This is a genomic window from Pseudoalteromonas sp. SM9913 (assembly GCF_000184065.1).
GTDB classification, from domain to species: domain Bacteria; phylum Pseudomonadota; class Gammaproteobacteria; order Enterobacterales; family Alteromonadaceae; genus Pseudoalteromonas; species Pseudoalteromonas tetraodonis.
In genome coordinates, this window is record NC_014800.1 from 108,906 (window position 1) to 128,169 (window position 19,264).

14 protein-coding genes are annotated in these 19,264 nt (G+C 40.7%); 8 read left to right on the forward strand and 6 right to left on the reverse strand.

Translation table 11 applies throughout. The features are described from left to right. The first annotated feature begins 199 nt into the window (after window positions 1-199). From PSM_RS15770 to PSM_RS15780, 3 genes are read left to right on the forward strand one after another with little or no spacing between them, the layout of a single operon-like run. Entirely contained in the window at window positions 200-1,372 is a 1,173-nt protein-coding gene (locus PSM_RS15770) for a dsDNA nuclease domain-containing protein (RefSeq protein ID WP_013462863.1), read from the forward strand. Beyond that, a complete protein-coding gene (locus PSM_RS15775; RefSeq protein WP_013462864.1) occupies window positions 1,369-1,848 on the forward strand; it encodes a hypothetical protein in 480 nt (159 codons plus the stop codon). The genes PSM_RS15770 and PSM_RS15775 overlap by 4 nt, the downstream gene beginning before the upstream one ends. Then, window positions 1,845-3,620: an AAA family ATPase gene (locus PSM_RS15780; RefSeq protein ID WP_013462865.1), complete on the forward strand. Its 1,776-nt coding sequence runs from the start codon at window positions 1,845-1,847 to the stop codon at window positions 3,618-3,620. Before PSM_RS15775 ends, PSM_RS15780 begins: the two co-directional genes overlap by 4 nt. 68 nt (window positions 3,621-3,688) lie before the next feature. On the opposite strand, the gene PSM_RS15785 is transcribed toward PSM_RS15780, so the two are convergent. Next, window positions 3,689-6,841: a DUF3427 domain-containing protein gene (locus tag PSM_RS15785; protein ID WP_013462866.1), complete on the reverse strand. Its 3,153-nt coding sequence runs from the start codon at window positions 6,839-6,841 to the stop codon at window positions 3,689-3,691. 459 nt (window positions 6,842-7,300) lie between these two features. Here PSM_RS15785 and PSM_RS15790 point away from each other — a divergent pair, with 459 nt between their 5' ends. The 3 genes from PSM_RS15790 to PSM_RS15800 all read left to right on the forward strand — a co-directional run bounded on the left by PSM_RS15790 (window position 7,301) and on the right by PSM_RS15800 (window position 10,064). After that, window positions 7,301-8,176: a nuclease-related domain-containing protein gene (locus PSM_RS15790; RefSeq protein ID WP_013462867.1), complete on the forward strand. Its 876-nt coding sequence runs from the start codon at window positions 7,301-7,303 to the stop codon at window positions 8,174-8,176. 393 nt (window positions 8,177-8,569) lie between these two features. Continuing rightward, a complete protein-coding gene (locus tag PSM_RS15795) occupies window positions 8,570-8,869 on the forward strand; it encodes a helix-turn-helix domain-containing protein (protein WP_004589614.1) in 300 nt (99 codons plus the stop codon). Continuing rightward, complete coding sequence (locus tag PSM_RS15800) at window positions 8,859-10,064, forward strand: type II toxin-antitoxin system HipA family toxin (RefSeq protein WP_013462868.1); 1,206 nt, start codon at window positions 8,859-8,861, stop codon at window positions 10,062-10,064. Before PSM_RS15795 ends, PSM_RS15800 begins: the two co-directional genes overlap by 11 nt. Before the next feature lie 242 nt (window positions 10,065-10,306). On the opposite strand, the gene PSM_RS15805 is transcribed toward PSM_RS15800, so the two are convergent. The 3 genes from PSM_RS15805 to dgt form a co-directional block, all read right to left on the reverse strand. Then, window positions 10,307-11,155, reverse strand: a complete 849-nt coding sequence (locus tag PSM_RS15805) for a substrate-binding periplasmic protein (protein WP_013462869.1) — start codon at window positions 11,153-11,155, stop codon at window positions 10,307-10,309. 162 nt (window positions 11,156-11,317) lie between these two features. Further along, window positions 11,318-12,799 carry a hypothetical protein gene (locus PSM_RS15810; RefSeq protein WP_013462870.1) on the reverse strand — a complete coding sequence of 494 codons (1,482 nt, stop codon included), beginning with the start codon at window positions 12,797-12,799 and terminating at the stop codon, window positions 11,318-11,320. 345 nt (window positions 12,800-13,144) lie between these two features. Continuing rightward, a complete protein-coding gene (gene dgt, locus PSM_RS15815) occupies window positions 13,145-14,608 on the reverse strand; it encodes a dGTPase (protein ID WP_013462871.1) in 1,464 nt (487 codons plus the stop codon). A gap of 150 nt (window positions 14,609-14,758) precedes the next feature. On the opposite strand from dgt, the gene PSM_RS15820 reads away from it, so the two are divergent. Further along, entirely contained in the window at window positions 14,759-15,979 is a 1,221-nt protein-coding gene (locus tag PSM_RS15820; RefSeq protein ID WP_013462872.1) for an alkaline phosphatase family protein, read from the forward strand. A gap of 119 nt (window positions 15,980-16,098) precedes the next feature. Here PSM_RS15820 and PSM_RS15825 read toward each other — a convergent pair whose 3' ends face one another. Beyond that, a complete protein-coding gene (locus PSM_RS15825; protein ID WP_013462873.1) occupies window positions 16,099-16,842 on the reverse strand; it encodes a zinc-dependent metalloprotease family protein in 744 nt (247 codons plus the stop codon). Between the two features lie 72 nt (window positions 16,843-16,914). Continuing rightward, window positions 16,915-17,628: a hypothetical protein gene (locus tag PSM_RS15830; RefSeq protein ID WP_013462874.1), complete on the reverse strand. Its 714-nt coding sequence runs from the start codon at window positions 17,626-17,628 to the stop codon at window positions 16,915-16,917. Between the two features lie 369 nt (window positions 17,629-17,997). On the opposite strand from PSM_RS15830, the gene PSM_RS15835 reads away from it, so the two are divergent. Next, on the forward strand, window positions 17,998-19,155 hold the full coding sequence (locus PSM_RS15835) for a benzoate/H(+) symporter BenE family transporter (protein ID WP_013462875.1): 1,158 nt from the start codon (window positions 17,998-18,000) through the stop codon (window positions 19,153-19,155). Window positions 19,156-19,264 lie beyond the last annotated feature (109 nt).

The following is a 19,264-nucleotide window of genomic DNA, read 5'->3' on the forward strand; positions in this document are numbered from 1 at the left end:
GGGAGTTGGAGTATGTTGGTAGATTGGTGTTTATGAATGTAGGCGGGAGTTTACCTCGCGCTTTAACTTGTAGGCGCAGAGCTTGCTCGCGCGAAAAGCGAAGCTTTTAAATGTTGCGAAATTTTGGTGTTTAAAAGTAGTAATTTAGTGTTTTTAAAATTCTTAAATAAATAACGAACTGCTTAGCTAAGGCGAAAGGATGTTAGAAAAAAAGAAACCAAGGGAGCAAAGCGGGCGTCATTCATTTGCTGCATATAGAGCACAGGTGAGATCAGCTGCGATGGCATCACTATCTATTCTAGAAAACGATGGTATCGATAGGGTTTACTGTGACTTGCACGATGATTTTGTTATTCGTAAAAAAGATGACGATGGATTTAGTTATGTTTTTTACCAAGTTAAAACTAATGGCAAGCAAAACCACAATTGGACTTTAAATGAATTATTTGGCCTTAAAGCCAGAACTAAAGACCAGAAAAAGCAGTGTACAGAGAAAATAAAAAATAGCTTTATTGGTAAGCTGCTTTTACATACCGTAGTTTTCGATAATTACTGCAATTCAGTTGTCTTTCAGACCAACATCAATAATGGAGATGACGTTGAAAAAGTAATAGAAGACATTGAAGCGGGGACTTTTCAAAATAAGTTCTCGGAAGTGTTAATTGATAGGTTCAACAAATGTTTCCCAGAAGAAGTCTCTAATGAACTATCCGAAGATGAAATCAAATTAAGATTATCAAAGCTCAAGTTTGAAACTGATGTACAGCATTTAAAAAGTGGTGATGATAATTTCGAACCTATTGCAAAGAATGCGATTTACAAATTTAGCGAAGTAGATTTAGGCCACACTGAAACTCGTGAAATACTGATGAAACTGCTTGAACTAGTAGAAAATAAATCAAGTGGTGTAATAGCTGAGCTAACTCAAGAAAGTATTGAGCAATATGCAGGAATAGCTATTGAAGACTTACTATCGATACTAAGTATATCAAAGGACGCATACAATAACTTGCTTGAAAGCGGAGATAGTAAAGTTATAAAAAGCGCATCAATCATTCAACGAACGCTGTCCTCGGCTGGGGCTAGCATTGAGGAAGTTGAGTATATATCAAGATGCAAAACTAATTGGGATCTATGGCACAGAAAAAACCGCCATGTGCTTTTAGAGTTCGACTTACAGTCTATCAATAGCATGGTAAGAGAACTTTTAAATAGCTCCATTCGTAGTGATGGCTCACTTCATTTAGCTAGCCTAAGATCTCCAATAAAAGATTTAGTCAGTAAGCTTGAGTCTGAGGGCTTAATGTATGATCTAAACCCTGAGCTCATTCTCGGAGGCATATTTGCGGAATTAGTTAAGGGGAAATCATGAATTTCGATACATTTTTTGAAAAGATTGCACAATCTGGTACCGAAATTCGCGTTGATAGCTCCAGTTATAACAAGCCAAATTTGTTAAATAACGAAGCACTATTTCAGCTCCCACTGATCAGTTTGATAGTGCTACTTATGGCTAAAGATAAACGAAAACCCAAAGTATCAGAAATCGGCCAACTTGTTGGTGAAAGCTTAGAAACAAGCATGCCCGGCTTTAAAGGCTCGGCTCAACACGTTGGTTGGTCAGCAAACTTACGAGTTAGAACCGTGAAAGCAGTTAGCTTTTTGGAATATTCAAACTTGATAGAAATCCCGAATAATAAAGGGCGAATTAAAATCACAACTTTAGGTAAGAAGGTGATTGATAAAGCCTTTAATGAAGAGGATATCCTCGCTTGTAACCTAGCTGAGATAGCTAAAGCATACAGAAACCTATGTGTTTCTAAGCAATTAGACATGGAGTTGGAATGAAGTTAATTAGTATACAAATTTTTTCAAATGGTCTTTCTGGTTGGCAATCAGATTTACTAAAGTTTGGCGACAATATTACTCAGCTATTTGGTAAGAATGGTTGTGGTAAAACTCCTATAGTACAGTCAATTGCTTTTTGCTTAGGCTATCCTAGCGTATTTAGAAATGATATTTATGAACGATGCAATCACGCTATTTTAGAAGTTTCATCTCCTATCGGAAATTTGCAATTAAAGAGAATTTACAGCAAAGGTATAGATATTCAGGTTACAGAGCCTAATGGCGAGAAACAGAGGTTTTATGATGAAAAGGAGTATTCGGCATATCTGTTTGAAACGCTGGGTCTGACAGTAGATAACCTAGTAACCAATAATAACAAAAGCACTAGTCCCTATTTAGCATCAATGTTGCCAATCTACTACCTAGATCAAGATGACGGTTATAACAAGTTTTATAGCCCACCAAGTAACTTTATCAAAGACCAGTTCTCAGAAATGATGAGAATGATATTTGATTTGCCAGTCAAACACTCATTCGACCAAAAGAAAGAAAAATTTAAGGCTAAAGAACGTTTAGATTATTTAGATAAGCAAGTAGAGCTGCATTCACGCCATGCTGAAATTGCTAAGCAGGAAGCCGCATTAATATCTAAAAGCTCAGAAGAATTAGAAGATGAAATTAGCACGTTAGAAAGTGAAATAGAGCAACTCAAGAGTTCAGGCGCAAACCATGATGACTCGATTAATGTTTTAGATCGTTTAATTTCAAAACATAAAGCTTCGATAAGAGACTTAACGCTTGAAATCGCTGAAATTAATAAGAGAACAAGCGGTATTGCACAGATAGTAGATGAGATTAACACAGAAGTTGAAACACTTAACTTGAACGAAGAAGCTAGGCGAGTATTCCTATCATTTAATGAAATTTGTGGCTCTAGTAATTGCCATTTGTTTTCTTCAAGCTCAGATGCCTACAGTAAAAATTTATTGTATTTAAAAGACCAAATTAAAGATCTCGAAAGAAATGCAGATATAGATAAGATTAAAATCGAGCAAATCATGAAACAACGTGAAAGCTTAGAAGGTTTAATCCAAACGATTATCGATGAGAGAAATCAATCTTTAGAAAAAAGTGAGATATCGGCTCTGGTAGATGCAATATCAGCACTAAAAAATCAAATATTTGAACTGCAAAGCCAAAAGAGTGATATCGAAAAAGTTGAATTACTGGAAAATAAACATTTTCAAACTATCGCTGAGCGTAATAAAGCTCTAGAAAAGTATCAGTCTTTTGGTACGGATAAAAACTCAATACCAGCATTAGTAAAGCTCAAAGCTGATCTTCGAGAGTTCTTTTTAAACTGGCTAGAAGTACTAAATACCAACAACATTAGCCGAAATATTACTTTTAAAGACGATTTTACTCCTTACCTCGGTACAGAAACTATATCTCAACTTAAGGGAAGTACCAGAACTAGAGCTGTATTAGCGTACCACGCAGCTTTAATTGAGTTAATGGCACTGCATAATTCGTTCTGTTTTAAATTCTTAATTTTAGATACGCCTAAGCAACACGAAATTCACAATGATGACCTAAACCAATACATCAAAGCACTTAAAGTATTATGTGCTCAGCATTCTGTTCAAGTTGTTTTCTCTACTACCGAGTATCATTATCAGGGTGATAATCAAGACATAGAGTGGAACCCGAAATACCAAGGTGAGAAACAATTGATGTTTTTAAAAATGAATGATAACGATCGAATCATTTAAATTAAAAATTAGGCGGCAAATAACTTACCTTATAACCTATATAATACAGATAAAAAATAAACTGGTAGTTATCCAACCGCTAATTTCCCAGCCTCGTGCCACATTTCACTTGGCATGGGGTTGGTTAGTTCCCACGTTATATTCATCGGCTGGCTGCCGTTGTGGCTTTGGTATTTAACCTCGCCGTAGTTTACAAATCCCATAGTTCGGCCGTTTTCGTCTTTGCCCTGTTCGCGCACAAATAACAGGATGGTTTTGCCTGTTTGTTGGTGTTGAATGTAACTCAGGCCGCGACCGTGTTCTGGACGGGCGCTGTTTTGCGTTTGCCAATGAAACAGGGTGGGGCTGATTGCGTAATCGTGATACAGCGTGGTGGGCGAGTAGGTTTTTTCGCACTTGTTGAGTGTTACAAATAACAGCTCGAGGTTTTGGTTTTTAAATTCTAGTACGCCTTCGCGAGCGGTCGATTTTTTATCAAACGAGTGCGCCCCAAATGCGGCGAGTATTTGCTGGCGCGTGTAGCGGCTGTGTAATTTTATTGCGTGATTAGGTAAGCACGCTAAATCGCTTTCTTGCTGGTGAATACGGTTTATTAACAGAGCGATCACTTGCGCGAGTTCCTGCTGTAGCTCTTTGTGTTTAAGTGCCTGTAAGCTTTGATCAAGCGTTTTAAACCCTAAACTTGTGCCTGTGTTATCCCAAAAGTTGTAATGCGCCATAAGCGCGTACTGTTGGTTTTGTGGCGTAGGGGTAAAGTTAAAGTCGTTATTACATAAATCACGTAAAAAGCATAAGTAGCTGAGCGAGTTGCAGCCAAGTAATTGTGTGTTTATAGCGCGGTAATACGCGGCGTAAATATCGGCTTGCTCTGCGGGTATTTCATCGCCTTTTAGCCAGTGCCAGCCACCGAGCTTTTTATCTTTTGGTTTGTATATATCTTCAAGCGTGACTTGCGGGTTTATGCGTAAAAAATTACTGAGCGTAAGCGCATCATTAGTATGTTGTGGATAGCTATTTATCAGCTGCTGTAAACGGCGTTTAGAGTTTATTGCTTGCTGAATATTTTTTAATATTGTTTGTTGTGTGCGTTTTTGTAGCTCAATACGGCAACCCAGCGGTAAATGCGGGAAATTGTTTTCAATCTCGGTTTTTATTGGTTGGTTGCTTTTACCAATCAGCGCGCGGAACTTACTGGCAAAGTCGTATTCTGGGCGGGAGTTGCCTACAAAATCGAGCACGGTACAGCATTGCTTTTGGCTGTTGTCGGGCAGGCGCAGGCCACGGCCGAGTTGCTGTAAAAACAGCGTTAGGCTTTCAGTTGGGCGTAAAAATAAAAGTGTATCGACCTCTGGAATATCGACCCCTTCGTTAAAAATATCTACCACGCAAAGTATTTGTATCTCACCTTGACGAAGTGCTTGTTGTTTGGCTGCGCGCTCATTAGTGTTTTTACTGGTTAGCACATCGGCGCTTATGCCTGCTAAGTTAAACTTAGATGCCATAAACTCTGCGTGTTTTTGGCTTACGCAAAATGCGAGTGCTTTAATGGTTTGAACGTTAGTCGCTATATTAACAAGGCTGGATATAATTTTGTTAGCGCGGTTGTTCTCGCCTGTATAAAGGTTACTTAGCTCGCTTATATCGTAACGGCCGCCGCGCCATGTTATTTGGCTTAGGTCTGTGTCATCATCTAGCCCAAAGTACTGAAATGGGCATAAATGGCGTTGATTTATTGCCTCTGGCAAGCGAATTTCAGTGGCTATTACGCCGCAAAAATCATCGAGTATATTTGCACCGTCTTGACGCTCTGGTGTGGCGGTTAAGCCAATTAATATTGTGGGCGTAAAGTGATTTAATATAGCGCGATAACTAGCTGCGCTTACGTGATGAACTTCGTCAATAACTATGTAGTCGTAGTAATCGTGGGTTAGATTAAGCGATTCAATTTGGCTGTTTAATGTTTGGATTGACGCAAATAATTGGTTGTAGTGTTGTGGCTTATAGTTACCTACCCACAGCTCACCAAAATCGTTGTTTTTAAGCACGCCACGGTAAGCGCTTTGCGCTTGTTTAAGTATTTCTTCGCGGTGGGCTACAAACAAAAAGTGTGCGTTTGGGTTTTTATCGTAAACAGTTTTAAAGTCGAACGCCGATATAATGGTTTTACCCGTGCCCGTTGCAGCAACCACTAAGTTTTTAAAGCGATTATGCACGCTACGTTCAACGCTTAGTTTTTCTAAAATAGCGAGTTGATGGGTTTTTGGCGTGATATCAAAATAAAACTGGCTGCTTGCTTGGCCAATACCACGTTGCTCATTAAGTGAATTTATGAGCTTTTCTTTACATTCAGCTTTGCCAGTAAACAGCTCGAAATCTGGCGACTGCCAATAGGTTTCAAAGGTACTTTTGGTTTTAGCTATGATGTGCGGAATTTCTTGCGCGGTAATTTTTAAGTTCCACTCAAGGCCGCTGGTAAGCGCCGAATGCGATAAATTAGACGAGCCAATATAACCGGTATGAAAACCTGTATTACGCATAAACAAGTATGACTTTGCGTGTAAGCGCTCTTGCTGATTGTTGTAACTAAGCTTTACCTCGGTATTTGGCAGGCTTGCTAAAAACTCAACCGCTTTAGCATCCGTTGCACCCATGTACGAGGTGGTAATTACTTTGAGTTTATTGCCGCTTTTAGTAAACGCTTCAAGTTCGTTTTTAAATATGCGCAGCCCCGTCCATTTTATAAATGAGACAAGCCAGTAAATAGTGTCGGACGATTTAATCTCGCGTTTTAGCTCGGTTTCGAGCGATATTCCCGCATTGGCGCCGCTAAACAATTCACTTTGTGTAAGCCCTGTTAGCGGAAAAATATCGTGAGAGTAATCTTTAAGATTGGCGGCAATGGGGTTTTGGGTATTAAACAGTGCGGTAAGTATTCTGCCTTGGCTGTCGATAAGGTTTTCATTGATCAGCTCGTCATCGCGAATATGATCTTTAAGCCAAAGCACAAGGCTGTTTGCTAGGTTAATTTGCTCGTGCAAACGCTCGCTTGAATTGGGGATTGCATCAATGGCATGTTCAACCAGCCTGCCTAAAAAACGCGAAAGCCACGTAGCCGCCTCAGCCGATTCTAGTTGGCGTTCGCCCACATAAAATTGGTCACGATTTAAGTTTTGCTTAATTACTTGTGTAATTAACTGCTCGTAAATACCAATCTGTTGCATTAAATCGCTCCCTGTTTGCGAGCACTCAGTTTACTAAAAAATGCAATGTAAACAAGCATTAACTCATTATTGAATTAAAGACCGCTGCCAAGACAATTTCCCCGTGATCACACCCGAAATTAAATTAATGATGAGTAATAGCAGCGCATGGATGCGCGTTAAGTGATGCTTACACACGGACGTGTTTCATCGCGTTTACGTTCATATGATTAAATTGAATTGAGGAAATAGTGTGATCCTCGGGGCGCCGTGGGGTTCCAAGGGGCGGTCGGCGGTATCTGCCCCTTGGTTGCCGTCGCCAACGCGACATGTATAAATTACTCTAAAAGCTTCGCTTTTCGCGTGAGCAAGCTGGGCGCCTACAGGTGTTTCGGTGATCTTTGTAGTGTGAGTTTGAATAATGAGACATGTAACTGTTTTTAATGTATAAAGTACAAGTTGTTATTATAGGAACTCGTCATGGATGATTTATTAAACCAAGGTTTAAGTCTTTTAGTTATTGTTGGTAGTGTTTACTCATTACTTGGCGTTTTATTTTTTCGCATTTGGTCACATCAACGCAGTGCTAAACTTCCTATCGAGCGTCATAAATTAAAACGTGTTGCCGCGCAAACTCTTCAAGAGCAAGTGAATGACAAGATTGTTGATGTTATTGGCCTAATATTTTTAGCTGCACTCATTGTTATAATGCCTTTTGCAATTAAAGGGATTGCTGAAATGTTTGCTAGCGGTAATTTTAATTACTTCCTAATTGTTTTGATTATTTTAGGTTTAGCTTATGTAGCAAGAAAGCTGTGGGTTAAATCTAATTATTTAATAAAACTAAAGCTCGGCCGTGATGCTGAACTTGCTGTTGCCTCTGAACTTATAGAATTACAGTCACATGGATATCAAGTATTTCATGATATACAAGCTGATGGTTTTAACATTGATCACTTAGTTGTTGGGGCAAATGGCATTTTTGCTATTGAAACTAAAGGCAGACACAAGCGAATAAAAGACGACACAAACTACAAAGTTAAATTTGAGAATAATCATCTAGCATTTCCCTCTTGGTTTGAAAGTAAGCCGCTAGAACAAGCCCAAAAGCAGGCTAATTGGGTGAACAAATGGCTACAAGAGGCAACGGGTTTTAACACGCAGGTTTTCCCTGTTTTGTGCTTTCCTGGTTGGTTTGTCGAATTAAAACAGCGCCCACTCTTTCCGATTGTTTCACATAAACAATTAGTGAAAACGATTCTTTCGATGCGACAAGTAAATTTAAATCAAGAGCAGCAACGTGCTATTTGTTATCAAGTAGTTCAGCGTTCACTGCATGAAAGTAAAGCAATTTAAAAGCTGCGCTTTTCGCGTCAGCAAGCTGCACGTCTACGTTGATAAAAAGCGCTAGGTTGTATTTTCTGCCCGTCGCTCGCTGCTCGAAACCCGTTGTCTTCTCTTTGTGCAAATATAGTTTTAAGTGATTTATTCGCAAAGAGGTTATGAGGCGCTGCGCTGAAGAGGTAATGCAAAAGGGACTAGGCGCTTTAAGCTCGAACCTCGAACCTCGAAGCTCGAAGCTCGAAGCTCGAAGCTCGAAGCTCGAAGCTCGAAGCTCGAAGCTCGAAGCTCGAAGCTCGAAACTCGAAACTCGAAACTCATTTCGTATCTATTTAAATAATATTGCAATCATATTAAATACCGCTAAACTAATCATTAGTATATTAATGACCGATTAGGTAGTCATTTATGAGATCTGAACAAGCATTAAAACTGGCGCGTCGATTGGGTGATTTAATTCGCCAGCATCGTACTTTACTTTATACCCAGAGCACGTTCGCTAAGATGATTGGTGTATCTCGCTCCACGGTACAAAAGCTTGAGCAAGGGGAGGTAGTAAAAAGCGATATATTGTTTGAAGCTCTTGTTGTACTTCAATTGCAAGGCTCATTGTTGGATGAAATTAACGAGCTTGCCGCAGATGTGGGCGGTTATAATGCAAGACAGCGTAAAAGCAATAAGACTCAGGTGATTAACGATGACTTCTGAAGCCTATGTATTTATTGACGGTTTAGAAGACAGCCCGGTAATTTGTGGCTTTTTTAAGTTAAATACACAAACAGGCCGAGGTGAGTTTAATTATGGTAAAAGTTACCTTGCGCGCTCTGATGCGTTTGCGCTCGATCCGCTGCATTTACCATTACAGCCTGGCATCGTTAGTTATTCTGCCAATAAAGGTGTGTTTGGGGTGTTAAGTGATGCGGGAGCTGATTCGTGGGGGCGTAAGCTTATACTGTCGCTGCATAATACCAAACCAAAAAATGAGCTAGAATTTTTACTCGCAGGGTCTGGGTATGGTGTTGGCGCCTTGGTATTTAGTTTGTCGCGCAGCGCATCAAAACATAAAGCGAATAAAAATACTTTAGCCGATTTAGCCTTATTGGATCAAGCAAAGGACGATTTGCTCGCCAATAAAACGATTTCACAGGAAGCAAAAAAAGCCTTTGAATTTGGCCAAAGTATGGGGGGAGCAAGACCTAAAACCTCTGTGAAAATTGACCAAAAACTTTATTTGGCAAAGTTTAATCGTCAAGACGATTTGTTTAATTTAGCTAGGGCTGAGCATGGCGCTATGTGTATGGCTAATGAATTGGGGATTCGCACTGCAAATACCCGTATTCATGAAACAGAAAATGGCGATGTTCTGTTAGTTGAACGTTTTGATGTAAGCGATGACTTACCAACTCATCACTTTTTAAGCGCCAATAGCTTATTACAAAAACCAAAAGTCGCGATAAGCGACTTAGCAACATACTATAGCTACGGTGAACTGGCTGAATTTATTCGCCACCACACAGGTGAGTTCGCTGCTGATGCTACAGAGCTCTACAAGCGAATGGTATTTAACGTATTTATTGGTAATACCGATGATCACAGCCGAAATCATGCATTTTTGTATCACTTTGCAGGGCAAACGTGGCGTATGAGCCCCGCTTATGATATTACCCCTATTAATAACTCAAAGCAGCATGGCATAGGGCTTGGTGATGATGGCCGATATGCTAGTATCGATAATTTACTGTCGCAAGCCAAACGCTTCGGCCTCAACAAGGCTCAAGCGACAAAAATAATTACAGAGGTTGAGAGTTATACTCGCCAGTGGCCAACGCACTTTAAACGTTTTGCTAATATCAGTGATATTGACATAAAACGCTTAGAAAGCGTGATACCTTCTATAAGTTAAAGGCTAATAAAGTAGTCATTAGTTGATTAATGACTGATTAAGTAGTCATTTATTAATTGGCGCTTATATGAACCTTAAAGCGGGAATGAGAAGGCTGCGGGCTTCGAGTGACGAGCAGCGAGCTTTTGCTATTACCTAAAACCCAAAACCCAAAACCCAAAACCTAAAACCTAAAACCTAGCTCGTAGCCCGAAACCCGCGTTCCAAACATAAAACGCGCTGCATAAAGCCCTGCCTACAGGTTAGTCGGCCAGGGCGCTATTTGTGGGTTGATAAGCGCCATTATCTAACGCATCAAAGTAGGCTTGATAACGGCCGTTTTGTTTAAATTTAAGTAATTGCTGGTTAAATATTTCAAGCCGCTGTTCACTGCGTGGGTTATTTTTAGGGAACATCATAAAGCTTTGGTTTACCAACAAAGCTTTGGGGTGGTGATTAATAGCGCTGAATAGGTCAGGTAATTTACTCGCTAATGTGAAATAGCCTACGCTTTGCTCTTCGGCAAAGGCGTCGATTCTGCCCATAGCTAAGCGTTTAAAGTTTTGCTCTGTGGTACTTACTCGCGACATATCGAATAAGCCTTCATCGGCTGCTTTATCAAAGTCTTTGCCGTAGCTGTAGGCAAGCCCACCACCGAGTAATAAGCCTTTTAAATCGTTTAGATTTTGCCAATCAAAAGGGCGTTGTTTATGATAAAAAAATACAAAACGCTCGTTTAACACTGGCTCACTGTAAAAATAATCCTCAGTACGTTGTTGTTCAAACATCCATACGGCAGTGGCTGCGTATTTATCATTAATGGTGTCGTGGTAAGCACGCGGCCACGGTAAAAAGGTAAAGTTAACTTTAATGTTAGCTTGTGCAAATATATCGGTAATTAAATGCGCAACCACGCCTTTGTGAGGCAGCGATTCACTTAAAAAAGGCGGCCATTCGCCTGTACTTATATTTAAAGTAGCATGGTGATTAGGCGCTTTGCTTGAGGGTTGTATTGCTTCAATTGCGTGCGTGTAATGACTGGTAAAAGCCATCAGCAAAAAAGATGCGATATAAATACGGTATCTTAATTTAGCTGATAACATAACATGCATGTGTATAAGTCTCTCCTTCTATTAAATATACCCTTTTGGGATATAAAGCGGCTTTGAGCGTTGCTTAAAAAACAGGCTATTTTAAAGGCGTTAACTGAATGTAGGCTTAAGGGCTATACCGTCGCTTTACAGACTTATTTTAAGTATTTTTATGTTACCGCGTTATTCTTTTGTTTGCATGTTTTTTGCGCGTTCTTCTGCATCGATGAGTGCTTGTGATTTAGGTGCGCGTTTTTTTTCTTCTATTTTTGGTTTTTGTGGTGAATTTGGATCCCAGCTTTCATCAAGCGATAAATTAGCAAATGGATTGCTGCTTTGTGGTGAGTTATCGGGCTTACTTGGCTCTTCAGGGACAACCTTTACTTGCTCAGGCATTACTTTTATTTTTTTAGTTGGTAGTGGCGCGTCGGGATCGAAAGTGCGTACTTCTGGCTCTTTAAAGTCGTGTTCAGTGGTTGAGCTTAATGATGAACGCTGCGTTTTTGCAGGATGGAAATCAGCTTGTGGCTGATGGGGTACAATGGGTTCAGGTGCGCTGTGTGAAGGCTTTATAGGCGCTTCTTGTTGTACCTTTTTGATTGGCTGATTTATAGGATTACGCTGAATTTTGGTTTGTTTGGCTTCGGGGTCAAAATCTCTTACTTGTGGCTCGGCAAACTCTGTTGCATTTTTTATCCGCTCTAAGGTTGCTTTAGCAGCTGCTTCAAACTCTGCCGTGTTAGGCTCCGGCTTTATTTTCACGGTATTAACTCGACTAGAATCAGGCTCTTTACCCTTGCTTTCGACGGCTGGGTTTTGCAGATCAGAGCCAGTCACCATCGGCTCAGTAACAACACTGTGAGTTTGATCATTGTCGTGACTTGCGGGCATTTGCAATGGTATGCCAGTATCAGCCACTTGTTTATTTTGCTTAATATTGCGCAGGCGCATTAATACCACAACCGTAATTACCACAATTAACAATAGTGCCACACTTGGTAATACTAGCGAGATTATATTAGCCCCTTTGGGCATTGAAGAGGCAATAACGGCTGTTTGCTCGCTGGCTTTTATAGTGATAGGTACGGCGGTTTGTGCAGGCTCAACGGTGGCTTTTTTTACCTCTGGTTGCGTATTTTCCTCAGTGTTTGATAATTCACTGGCCGGTATTTTGCTGGGCTGTGCATTTTTTTCAGAAGCGCCGCTTTGTTCAGCCGCTGCTGTTACATTGACTTGTGACTCATTAGGTGCTGTTGTGGTTGATGCTACTGGGGCATTGTTTTTAGCTTGCTCTATAGTTTGAGTGGCGCTTTTTTCGATTACATTATTTTGAGGTCCAGTTGCACTTTGCTCAGTTGCAGCGTCTGGCAACGTTGGCTGTAAAGTGGGTTCTGTTTGTTGTGGTTTTACAACCTCCGGGGTCGATTGTTCAATAACCGGCTGCGGTTTAGGCTTTGGTACTGGCAAAGTGCGTGCCGCTTGCGGATCACTGCAGTTTTTTTCAAAGTCTCGCGCAGCATTACGGTATTTACGGCTGGCTTTATTATTGCTGTGTTGCTGCATTTCTTGTTTTATAAGAATACACATAGCTTCGTTATAAGCGGCACTGCTGGCACTATAAAACAAAGCAAAACAAAAAAGTAAGCAACTCAGTAACGGTTTCATAAAACTCAAAAGTGGTTAAGCATCAATGCCCTAATCTTAAGCGTAAAGTGAAAAATTATCTAGAAGCGCCTAGCGTTAATTAGGGTCTGTTGACCTTTGCGGATTACAATTTGTTCAAACTAGGGGCGGTTTAATCGCGGCGCGAGGTTTGTAACCTAGTGGACTAAGTAAAAACCGAGCAACAAAGAGTAAATCGCTCCTAGGCAGAACCCGAAGGGCAGCGCCTGTTTGGCATTGATGCTGCGTTATCGCCTATTTATGGGGAAAAACCACACCACATAGGCTCTGCCTTGCCTAAATACCAAACAGACTGCTGCAAATTTAACCTTGAAAGGTCAACAGACCCTAGTCAATTACCATTAAGCTTCGGTACTCGTCGTAAGCAAATTGGTCGGTCATACCGCTAATGTAGTCTTGAATTAACCGACAGCGATAATAAAATTCATAGGCGGCAAAATGATCGGGCTCTTCTTGCATCGCATTTATAGCATGCTGATAGCTACTTAAATGCTTTTTAGAGAGCTTTTTAACGAGTCTCGATTCTATTAATAAGCGGTTGTCGCCATGCAATGCACGTTTAAAGTCATCGCTACTCAAAAGCAGCAAAGGTTTATAACAATCGAGTAGGCCATTAATAATACGGTAGCCTTGCAGTTCGAGTTTTTCGACTTCTTTGTGCGAAAATACATGCTCAAGCGCGACTTGTTTGAGCGCTTGGGTTGCTGCATGCAGGTAGCTACGATCTTCTAATAATGCATGGTTAAAGTCGCCATGATAAATTGGCTCTATGTTTTCAATAAAGCGTTTTGCGGCATGGTTTACTAGCGGGTGCAGTAATGACACGCGTAAATAAATAAAAAACTCACTATTAAAATTAAAGGGCTGTGCTTGTGCCCGTTCTATGGCGTAGTTTATGGCGTCGTCCACAAAGCTTTGGTGTTGAGTGTCGTTGAGAGCGAGGTTAATTAATGCTTTTTGATACTGCTTTTTTAGTTGCTCGCATAATAACTGTGTGGTGATAATGTCTTTTTCTACGGCGTCTTCTATGTCGGCAAGGCAATAAGAAATATCGTCAGCGGCTTCCATAATATAACTGGCAGGGTGACGGCAATAGGGCTCCATTTTCAGCTCAGTTTGCAGTGCTTCAACAAAGCTTTTTTCACTGTAGTAATACCCCACTTTTTTCATAATGTAGTTTTTATTTTGAGGAATATCTTGCTTCGCTAAACTAGCTGGACAGGTGTACTTTAAAATAGCGGCAGTTTGGCTATAGGTTAAATTTAGGCTCAGCAAAGAGTGAATAATGCGTATGCCTTGAGCGTTGCCTTCAAAGCTACAAATATCTTGGGCTAAATGTTTAAAAATAACGCCAATGCTGCTGTTTGTGGTTTGGCAACGCTCAGGCGTAATGCTGGCTAAATTAGCATTAAACCAATTATTAATAGCCGCTTCGCCAAAGTGACCAAACGGCGGGTTACCTATATCGTGCATTAGGCAGGCCATTTCTACTAGGGTTTCTAGTGGGCGCTCTAAACCCGATAAACCATATTCTTTTTGTTGCTGGTAATTTAAATTGGCAAAGATGCGCTGCACAATAAAGCGGCCAACTTGCTGAACTTCTAATGAGTGAGTTAGGCGCGAACGCACAGCCGCGTTGCGCTCCAGCGGAAATACTTGGGTTTTTTGTTGCAGCCGACGAATGGCTGCACTATTAATAATTCGGCCACGATCGCTCTCAAGCGCCATTTGTAAATTGGCAGTGGTGCGCTGCATACGTGCAGGGGTTACTTTGCTACTGAAGTTGATCATGGTAATCCTTTTTTATGTGAATTAAGCACTTATTAAACGCACGATTATTTATTTTTAATAGTTTGCTTTAATTTATCAGCATGTATCATAAAGTAACAACTTGCTTTAGTATTATTTTTTATAAAATTAACATACATCTAGGTATTTAAAATGAAGTTGTGGATCACTAAGGTAATGTGTTTTTGCCTTTTATTGGGTGTGAATAGTGCGTTTGCTGCTAAAGAGCAAACGGTTGTTATGATCTCTATTGATGGCTTACGTTGGGATTACATTGAAAAGCACGGTGCGCCTAATTTAAAAGCAATGGGTGAGCAAGGCGTAAGAGCGCAAAAAATGCAGCCTGTTTATCCTACTAAAACGTTTCCAAATCATATTTCGGTGATCACCGGTTTACTGCCAGTTAACCATGGCATTGTAGATAATAAGTTTTGTGACAAAGCGCGCAATAATGAATGCTACAGCATGGGGAAAGGACAAAAAGACAGTACCTGGGTACGCGGCACACCACTGTGGAATTTAGTTAAAATGCATGGGCTTAAATCGGCGGTATACTTTTGGCCTGAGTCGGATGCGCGCTTTAATGGTATGACGCCTGACTATTACTTTCACTACTCTAAACAAGGTGACTACCAAGACCGAATTGATCAAATCATTCAATGGTTAAGCTTACCTAAAGCACAGCGCCCACGTTTTGTGGCGAGTTATTTTTCGTTAGTGGATAGCATGGGGCATGAATATGGCCCTGATGCGGTGCAAACGCGTGATGCCGTTAAACAGCTAGATGCGCTGATGGGGCAATTAAAAACCCGCTTGAGTAAGTTAGAGCAAGAGGTAAATCTGGTGATTGTGTCTGATCATGGTATGGCACAAGTTGAGCCTGAGCAGAGCATTGTTGTGAGCAGCTTACCTAAAGATGATAATTTTATGGTTGTTAATACCGGTCCTCGATTACTTATTTATACTAAAAGCGATGCTAAAAATGCAGATGTTGAGGCTTATAAAGCCCGTTTACAACATGCAGCAAAAGGACGCTACACGGTACTAACAGAGGAGCAGCTTGCAGGATATCACTATAATAAAGGCACTCGTGTGGGCGATATTGTGGTACAAACGACAGCGCCTGCGGTATTTAGCAATAGTGCTAAAGTGCCTTACTTAGGAACGCATGGCTATGCCTATACCGATGATATGGCAGCAACATTTATTGCTACCGGGCCAGCGTTTAAAAAAGGGGTGAGCATTGAGCGAGTGAATAATTTAGATATTTACCCTGTGCTTGCTAAGGTGATGGGTTTAAAGCTAATGAGTAAAGTGGATAGCGATGGTGAAACCTTACTCCCTGCCATAAAACAGAAAATGATTAATCATTAAAAAAGAGCGCCGAGGCGCTCCGCAAGGGAAACTTAATTGGTCAGCATGGGTTATTAACCCATGTTTACATTGTTATTTAAGCTGAATTTTGAGAATAAATTTATTATTCAGCATTGAGCTTATTTAAAGTTAGCGATACTGGTTTTTGTGTCGGTAACGGTACGAATGGCGTACGACTGATTGGTCACCCCAAATGGAATACCGTTTACGCTCCAGTTAGGGTTTGAGAAATAGTCGTACTGCGTTGCACTGCCAAATACAAATGGGTAGGCCATAATACTGGCAAATTCATTTTGTACACCGTGCCCCATACCATCAACGTATACACCACCGGCTGTATCGCCTTGCTTACGTGAATGCGCTAAACCTTGGTTATGACCAAGCTCATGAACAAAGGTTGTGGCTCCACAATCGATTGCGGTGATTGAGTACATGCGGCTGCTCATTGAGCTGTATAAATTACCATTTGTGCCTTGGCCAACCCATGCTAAGCCACATGAAATTAAACCGTTACCTGCACTTTGGCCTGTACCCAGTACGGCAACCATGTCGGCTTTCCAATCATTGCGTAAACCATCTACGTAACTACTATTTGTGACTGCATTTAACCAATCTTCAGAAGGGGTTACTGCATAGTCACCTAAATTTTGAGTCCCAGCTAAACGTAGCGTAATGTCAACGCCATTTTGGCTGTATACCTGGTTACTAAAAGCAATAAGCTGATTAATTTTGGTATTGATATTACTGGTAGCTGCTGCAGATTGATCGGTATATAAAATACCGATATCAATGGTTTCTGCTGACACTGTGCTGGCCGCACATAGCGCCGTTGCAATAGCGGCTGTTGAAATTACTTTTTTCATTGTTGTATTTCCTTACTTTTTACGATTGCAGTGTTTACTGCTAGGTCTTGTTGCCTGCGTTGACAGGTTTGTTTAAAAAGAGGGCGTGTTTTCAGCACGAGGTGCAAATGGGTCTGTGTCATCCGCATTTTTTGGTGCAGGTTCACCAACCTGATGCTCTATATGTGTTTTATATAGGTCACGCTTAGCTGCAATCCAGCCATATTGACCTTTACTTTCAAAAACATAATTACCACTTGGGGCTGTAAATTGACCGTAAACCGCATCATTGCCAACGGTTAATATGGTGGTGTGCATTGCGCCATTGGCCCCAATAACCTGACCAACAATGCTTTTATCGCCGTTACTGGCATGGGTTACATTGGTTATTTCAGCGCTGTAGGTTTCTGCGGTTTGCGGTATTGCAAGGTCAAAATTATCACCCGTTTTGAGGGTTTTTAGCGCCGCTAGATCAAATTCTATGTAGGCTTCATTTTGTAAATCGGTTGGCAGTACTTTTGCCGCTTTAAGTATTTCTTTAGCCTTTGCTGAAGGTTTATTAATTGCGTCAAATGAGTTTGAAGGTACGTTTGATTCAATGTTAGCGGGTTTTGCTGCAATAGGGTCTTTACTCATATCAATGGGCGATGGGTTATGTGTTTTTTTTGCAAACTCAGAATCAACAGGAACGATATCAATAGCAATGGGCGCTTCTACCTCATCGGTTTTTTTCTGATCATTAAGCAGCGTATACAAGGCAAATACAGATAAAGGAATAGCGATAGTTAAAACAATGTAACGTTTCATCTGTTTCTCTTTTAGGTTAAATGGTGAACTAATTGTTAAGTTTTATCTTAAAAAAAGAATTAGATCAAATTTAAATTGTAATCATAAAGTGGTAATTGATTTTTTTATAACTTATTGTAAGTATTTGCTTTACCTTTTTTAGGTATGCTTTTTTGGTTTAATAGGATGGCTTTTTTGTAGTAATGGCGCACCCTGTGGCATGTTTTTGGGTACGTGTGTGTTTTTTAAATCACACCGATTTTGACAAGCAAAACTGACCAATAAAATTTTTTAGTAACGTGATCATTTTTCATTATTCAAAGGGCTAATTGCAAAGTATAAATAGGCAAAGTATGTTGTATCGTTAAACACCTATTAAAAGAGGGAATTATGGCAGGGACTGATCAGTTACTTAGTCGAATTATGGCAGGACTTGTTGCGGTCATTATTGGTTTTTCAAGTTCTATTGCATTGATTTATCAAGTGGTGATCACCTTAGGTGGTACACCTGAACTTGTGGCAAGCTGGATATTAATGCTGGGGCTAGTAATGGGCGGTACGTCTATTGTGCTGTCGTTTTATTATAAGGTGCCCATTTTAATTGCATGGTCGACTACCGGTGCAGCATTACTGATCTCAAGTGCCCAGGGCTACAGCTTACATGAAGCGATAGGCGCATTTATGCTATCAGCCTTATTGGTATTGGTGTCTGGCATTACCGGTTGGTTTGAAAAAATCATGAACCGTATTCCCAGTGAACTGGCCTGTGCTATGTTAGCGGGGGTATTAGTCACATTTGGTATTGATGTGTTTAACTTTATGAACGACTTGCCATTGGTGATTGGTTTAATGGTGGTGGTGTACTTTATTGGCAAGCGCTTTTTTGCTCGGTTTGCAATGCTAAGTGTATTGTTAGCGGGTATATTTTTAGCCTGGTATATGGGAAATATCGATACCAGCACCGTGCAGTGGCAGGCAAGCAGCTTTGCTTATATTGCACCAAGCTTTAGTTTGCAGGCATTTATAAGTATTAGTATTCCTTTGTATATAGTAACTATGACTTCACAAAACTTACCTGGGTTTGCAATTTTAAAAGCGCATAACTATAAAGCGCCAATATCATCGTCATTAACTGTGACCGGGTTAATAAATTTAGTAACCGCGCCATTTGGCACTTATTCAATTAATTTAGCGGCCATTACGGCTGCTATTTGTATGAGCGAAGAGGCCGATAAAAACCCCGATAAACGCTACTGGGCGAGCATTGCTGGTGGGATGTTTTACATTATTATGGCGCTGTGTGCTGCAATGCTAGTGGCGATTGTAGCAAGCCTGCCGCAAGCACTGGTATTGGCGTTAGCGGGTATTGCACTGTTTGGGACCATCGCTAATAGTTTGCAGCAGTCTTTGCACAGCCCCGAATATACTGAGGCGGCCATTATTACCTTTTTAGTTACGGCTTCTGATTTAACATTATGGTCAGTCGGCTCTGCATGCTGGGGGATAATAGCAGGAGCACTCACGTTAATGGTGACACGTAAGAGCTAAGAGCAGATTTTAGGTGTTAGGTGCGGGGATCGGGTGTCGAGCAACGGGTTTGGTACTGTGCGCGCGAGGTAAACTCACGCCTACAGTCGATCACCGCACTTGGCTAATC

Bases quoted from the DNA above. Each gene is read 5' to 3' on its own strand.
- PSM_RS15770 (WP_013462863.1), top strand. From the start codon at position 200: ATGTTAGAAAAAAAGAAACCAAGGGAGCAAAGCGGGCGTCATTCATTT.
- PSM_RS15775 (WP_013462864.1), top strand. From the start codon at position 1,369: ATGAATTTCGATACATTTTTTGAAAAGATTGCACAATCTGGTACCGAA.
- PSM_RS15780 (WP_013462865.1), top strand. From the start codon at position 1,845: ATGAAGTTAATTAGTATACAAATTTTTTCAAATGGTCTTTCTGGTTGG.
- PSM_RS15785 (WP_013462866.1), bottom strand. From the start codon at position 6,841: ATGCAACAGATTGGTATTTACGAGCAGTTAATTACACAAGTAATTAAG.
- PSM_RS15790 (WP_013462867.1), top strand. From the start codon at position 7,301: ATGGATGATTTATTAAACCAAGGTTTAAGTCTTTTAGTTATTGTTGGT.
- PSM_RS15795 (WP_004589614.1), top strand. From the start codon at position 8,570: ATGAGATCTGAACAAGCATTAAAACTGGCGCGTCGATTGGGTGATTTA.
- PSM_RS15800 (WP_013462868.1), top strand. From the start codon at position 8,859: ATGACTTCTGAAGCCTATGTATTTATTGACGGTTTAGAAGACAGCCCG.
- PSM_RS15805 (WP_013462869.1), bottom strand. From the start codon at position 11,155: ATGCATGTTATGTTATCAGCTAAATTAAGATACCGTATTTATATCGCA.
- PSM_RS15810 (WP_013462870.1), bottom strand. From the start codon at position 12,799: ATGAAACCGTTACTGAGTTGCTTACTTTTTTGTTTTGCTTTGTTTTAT.
- dgt (WP_013462871.1), bottom strand. From the start codon at position 14,608: ATGATCAACTTCAGTAGCAAAGTAACCCCTGCACGTATGCAGCGCACC.
- PSM_RS15820 (WP_013462872.1), top strand. From the start codon at position 14,759: ATGAAGTTGTGGATCACTAAGGTAATGTGTTTTTGCCTTTTATTGGGT.
- PSM_RS15825 (WP_013462873.1), bottom strand. From the start codon at position 16,842: ATGAAAAAAGTAATTTCAACAGCCGCTATTGCAACGGCGCTATGTGCG.
- PSM_RS15830 (WP_013462874.1), bottom strand. From the start codon at position 17,628: ATGAAACGTTACATTGTTTTAACTATCGCTATTCCTTTATCTGTATTT.
- PSM_RS15835 (WP_013462875.1), top strand. From the start codon at position 17,998: ATGGCAGGGACTGATCAGTTACTTAGTCGAATTATGGCAGGACTTGTT.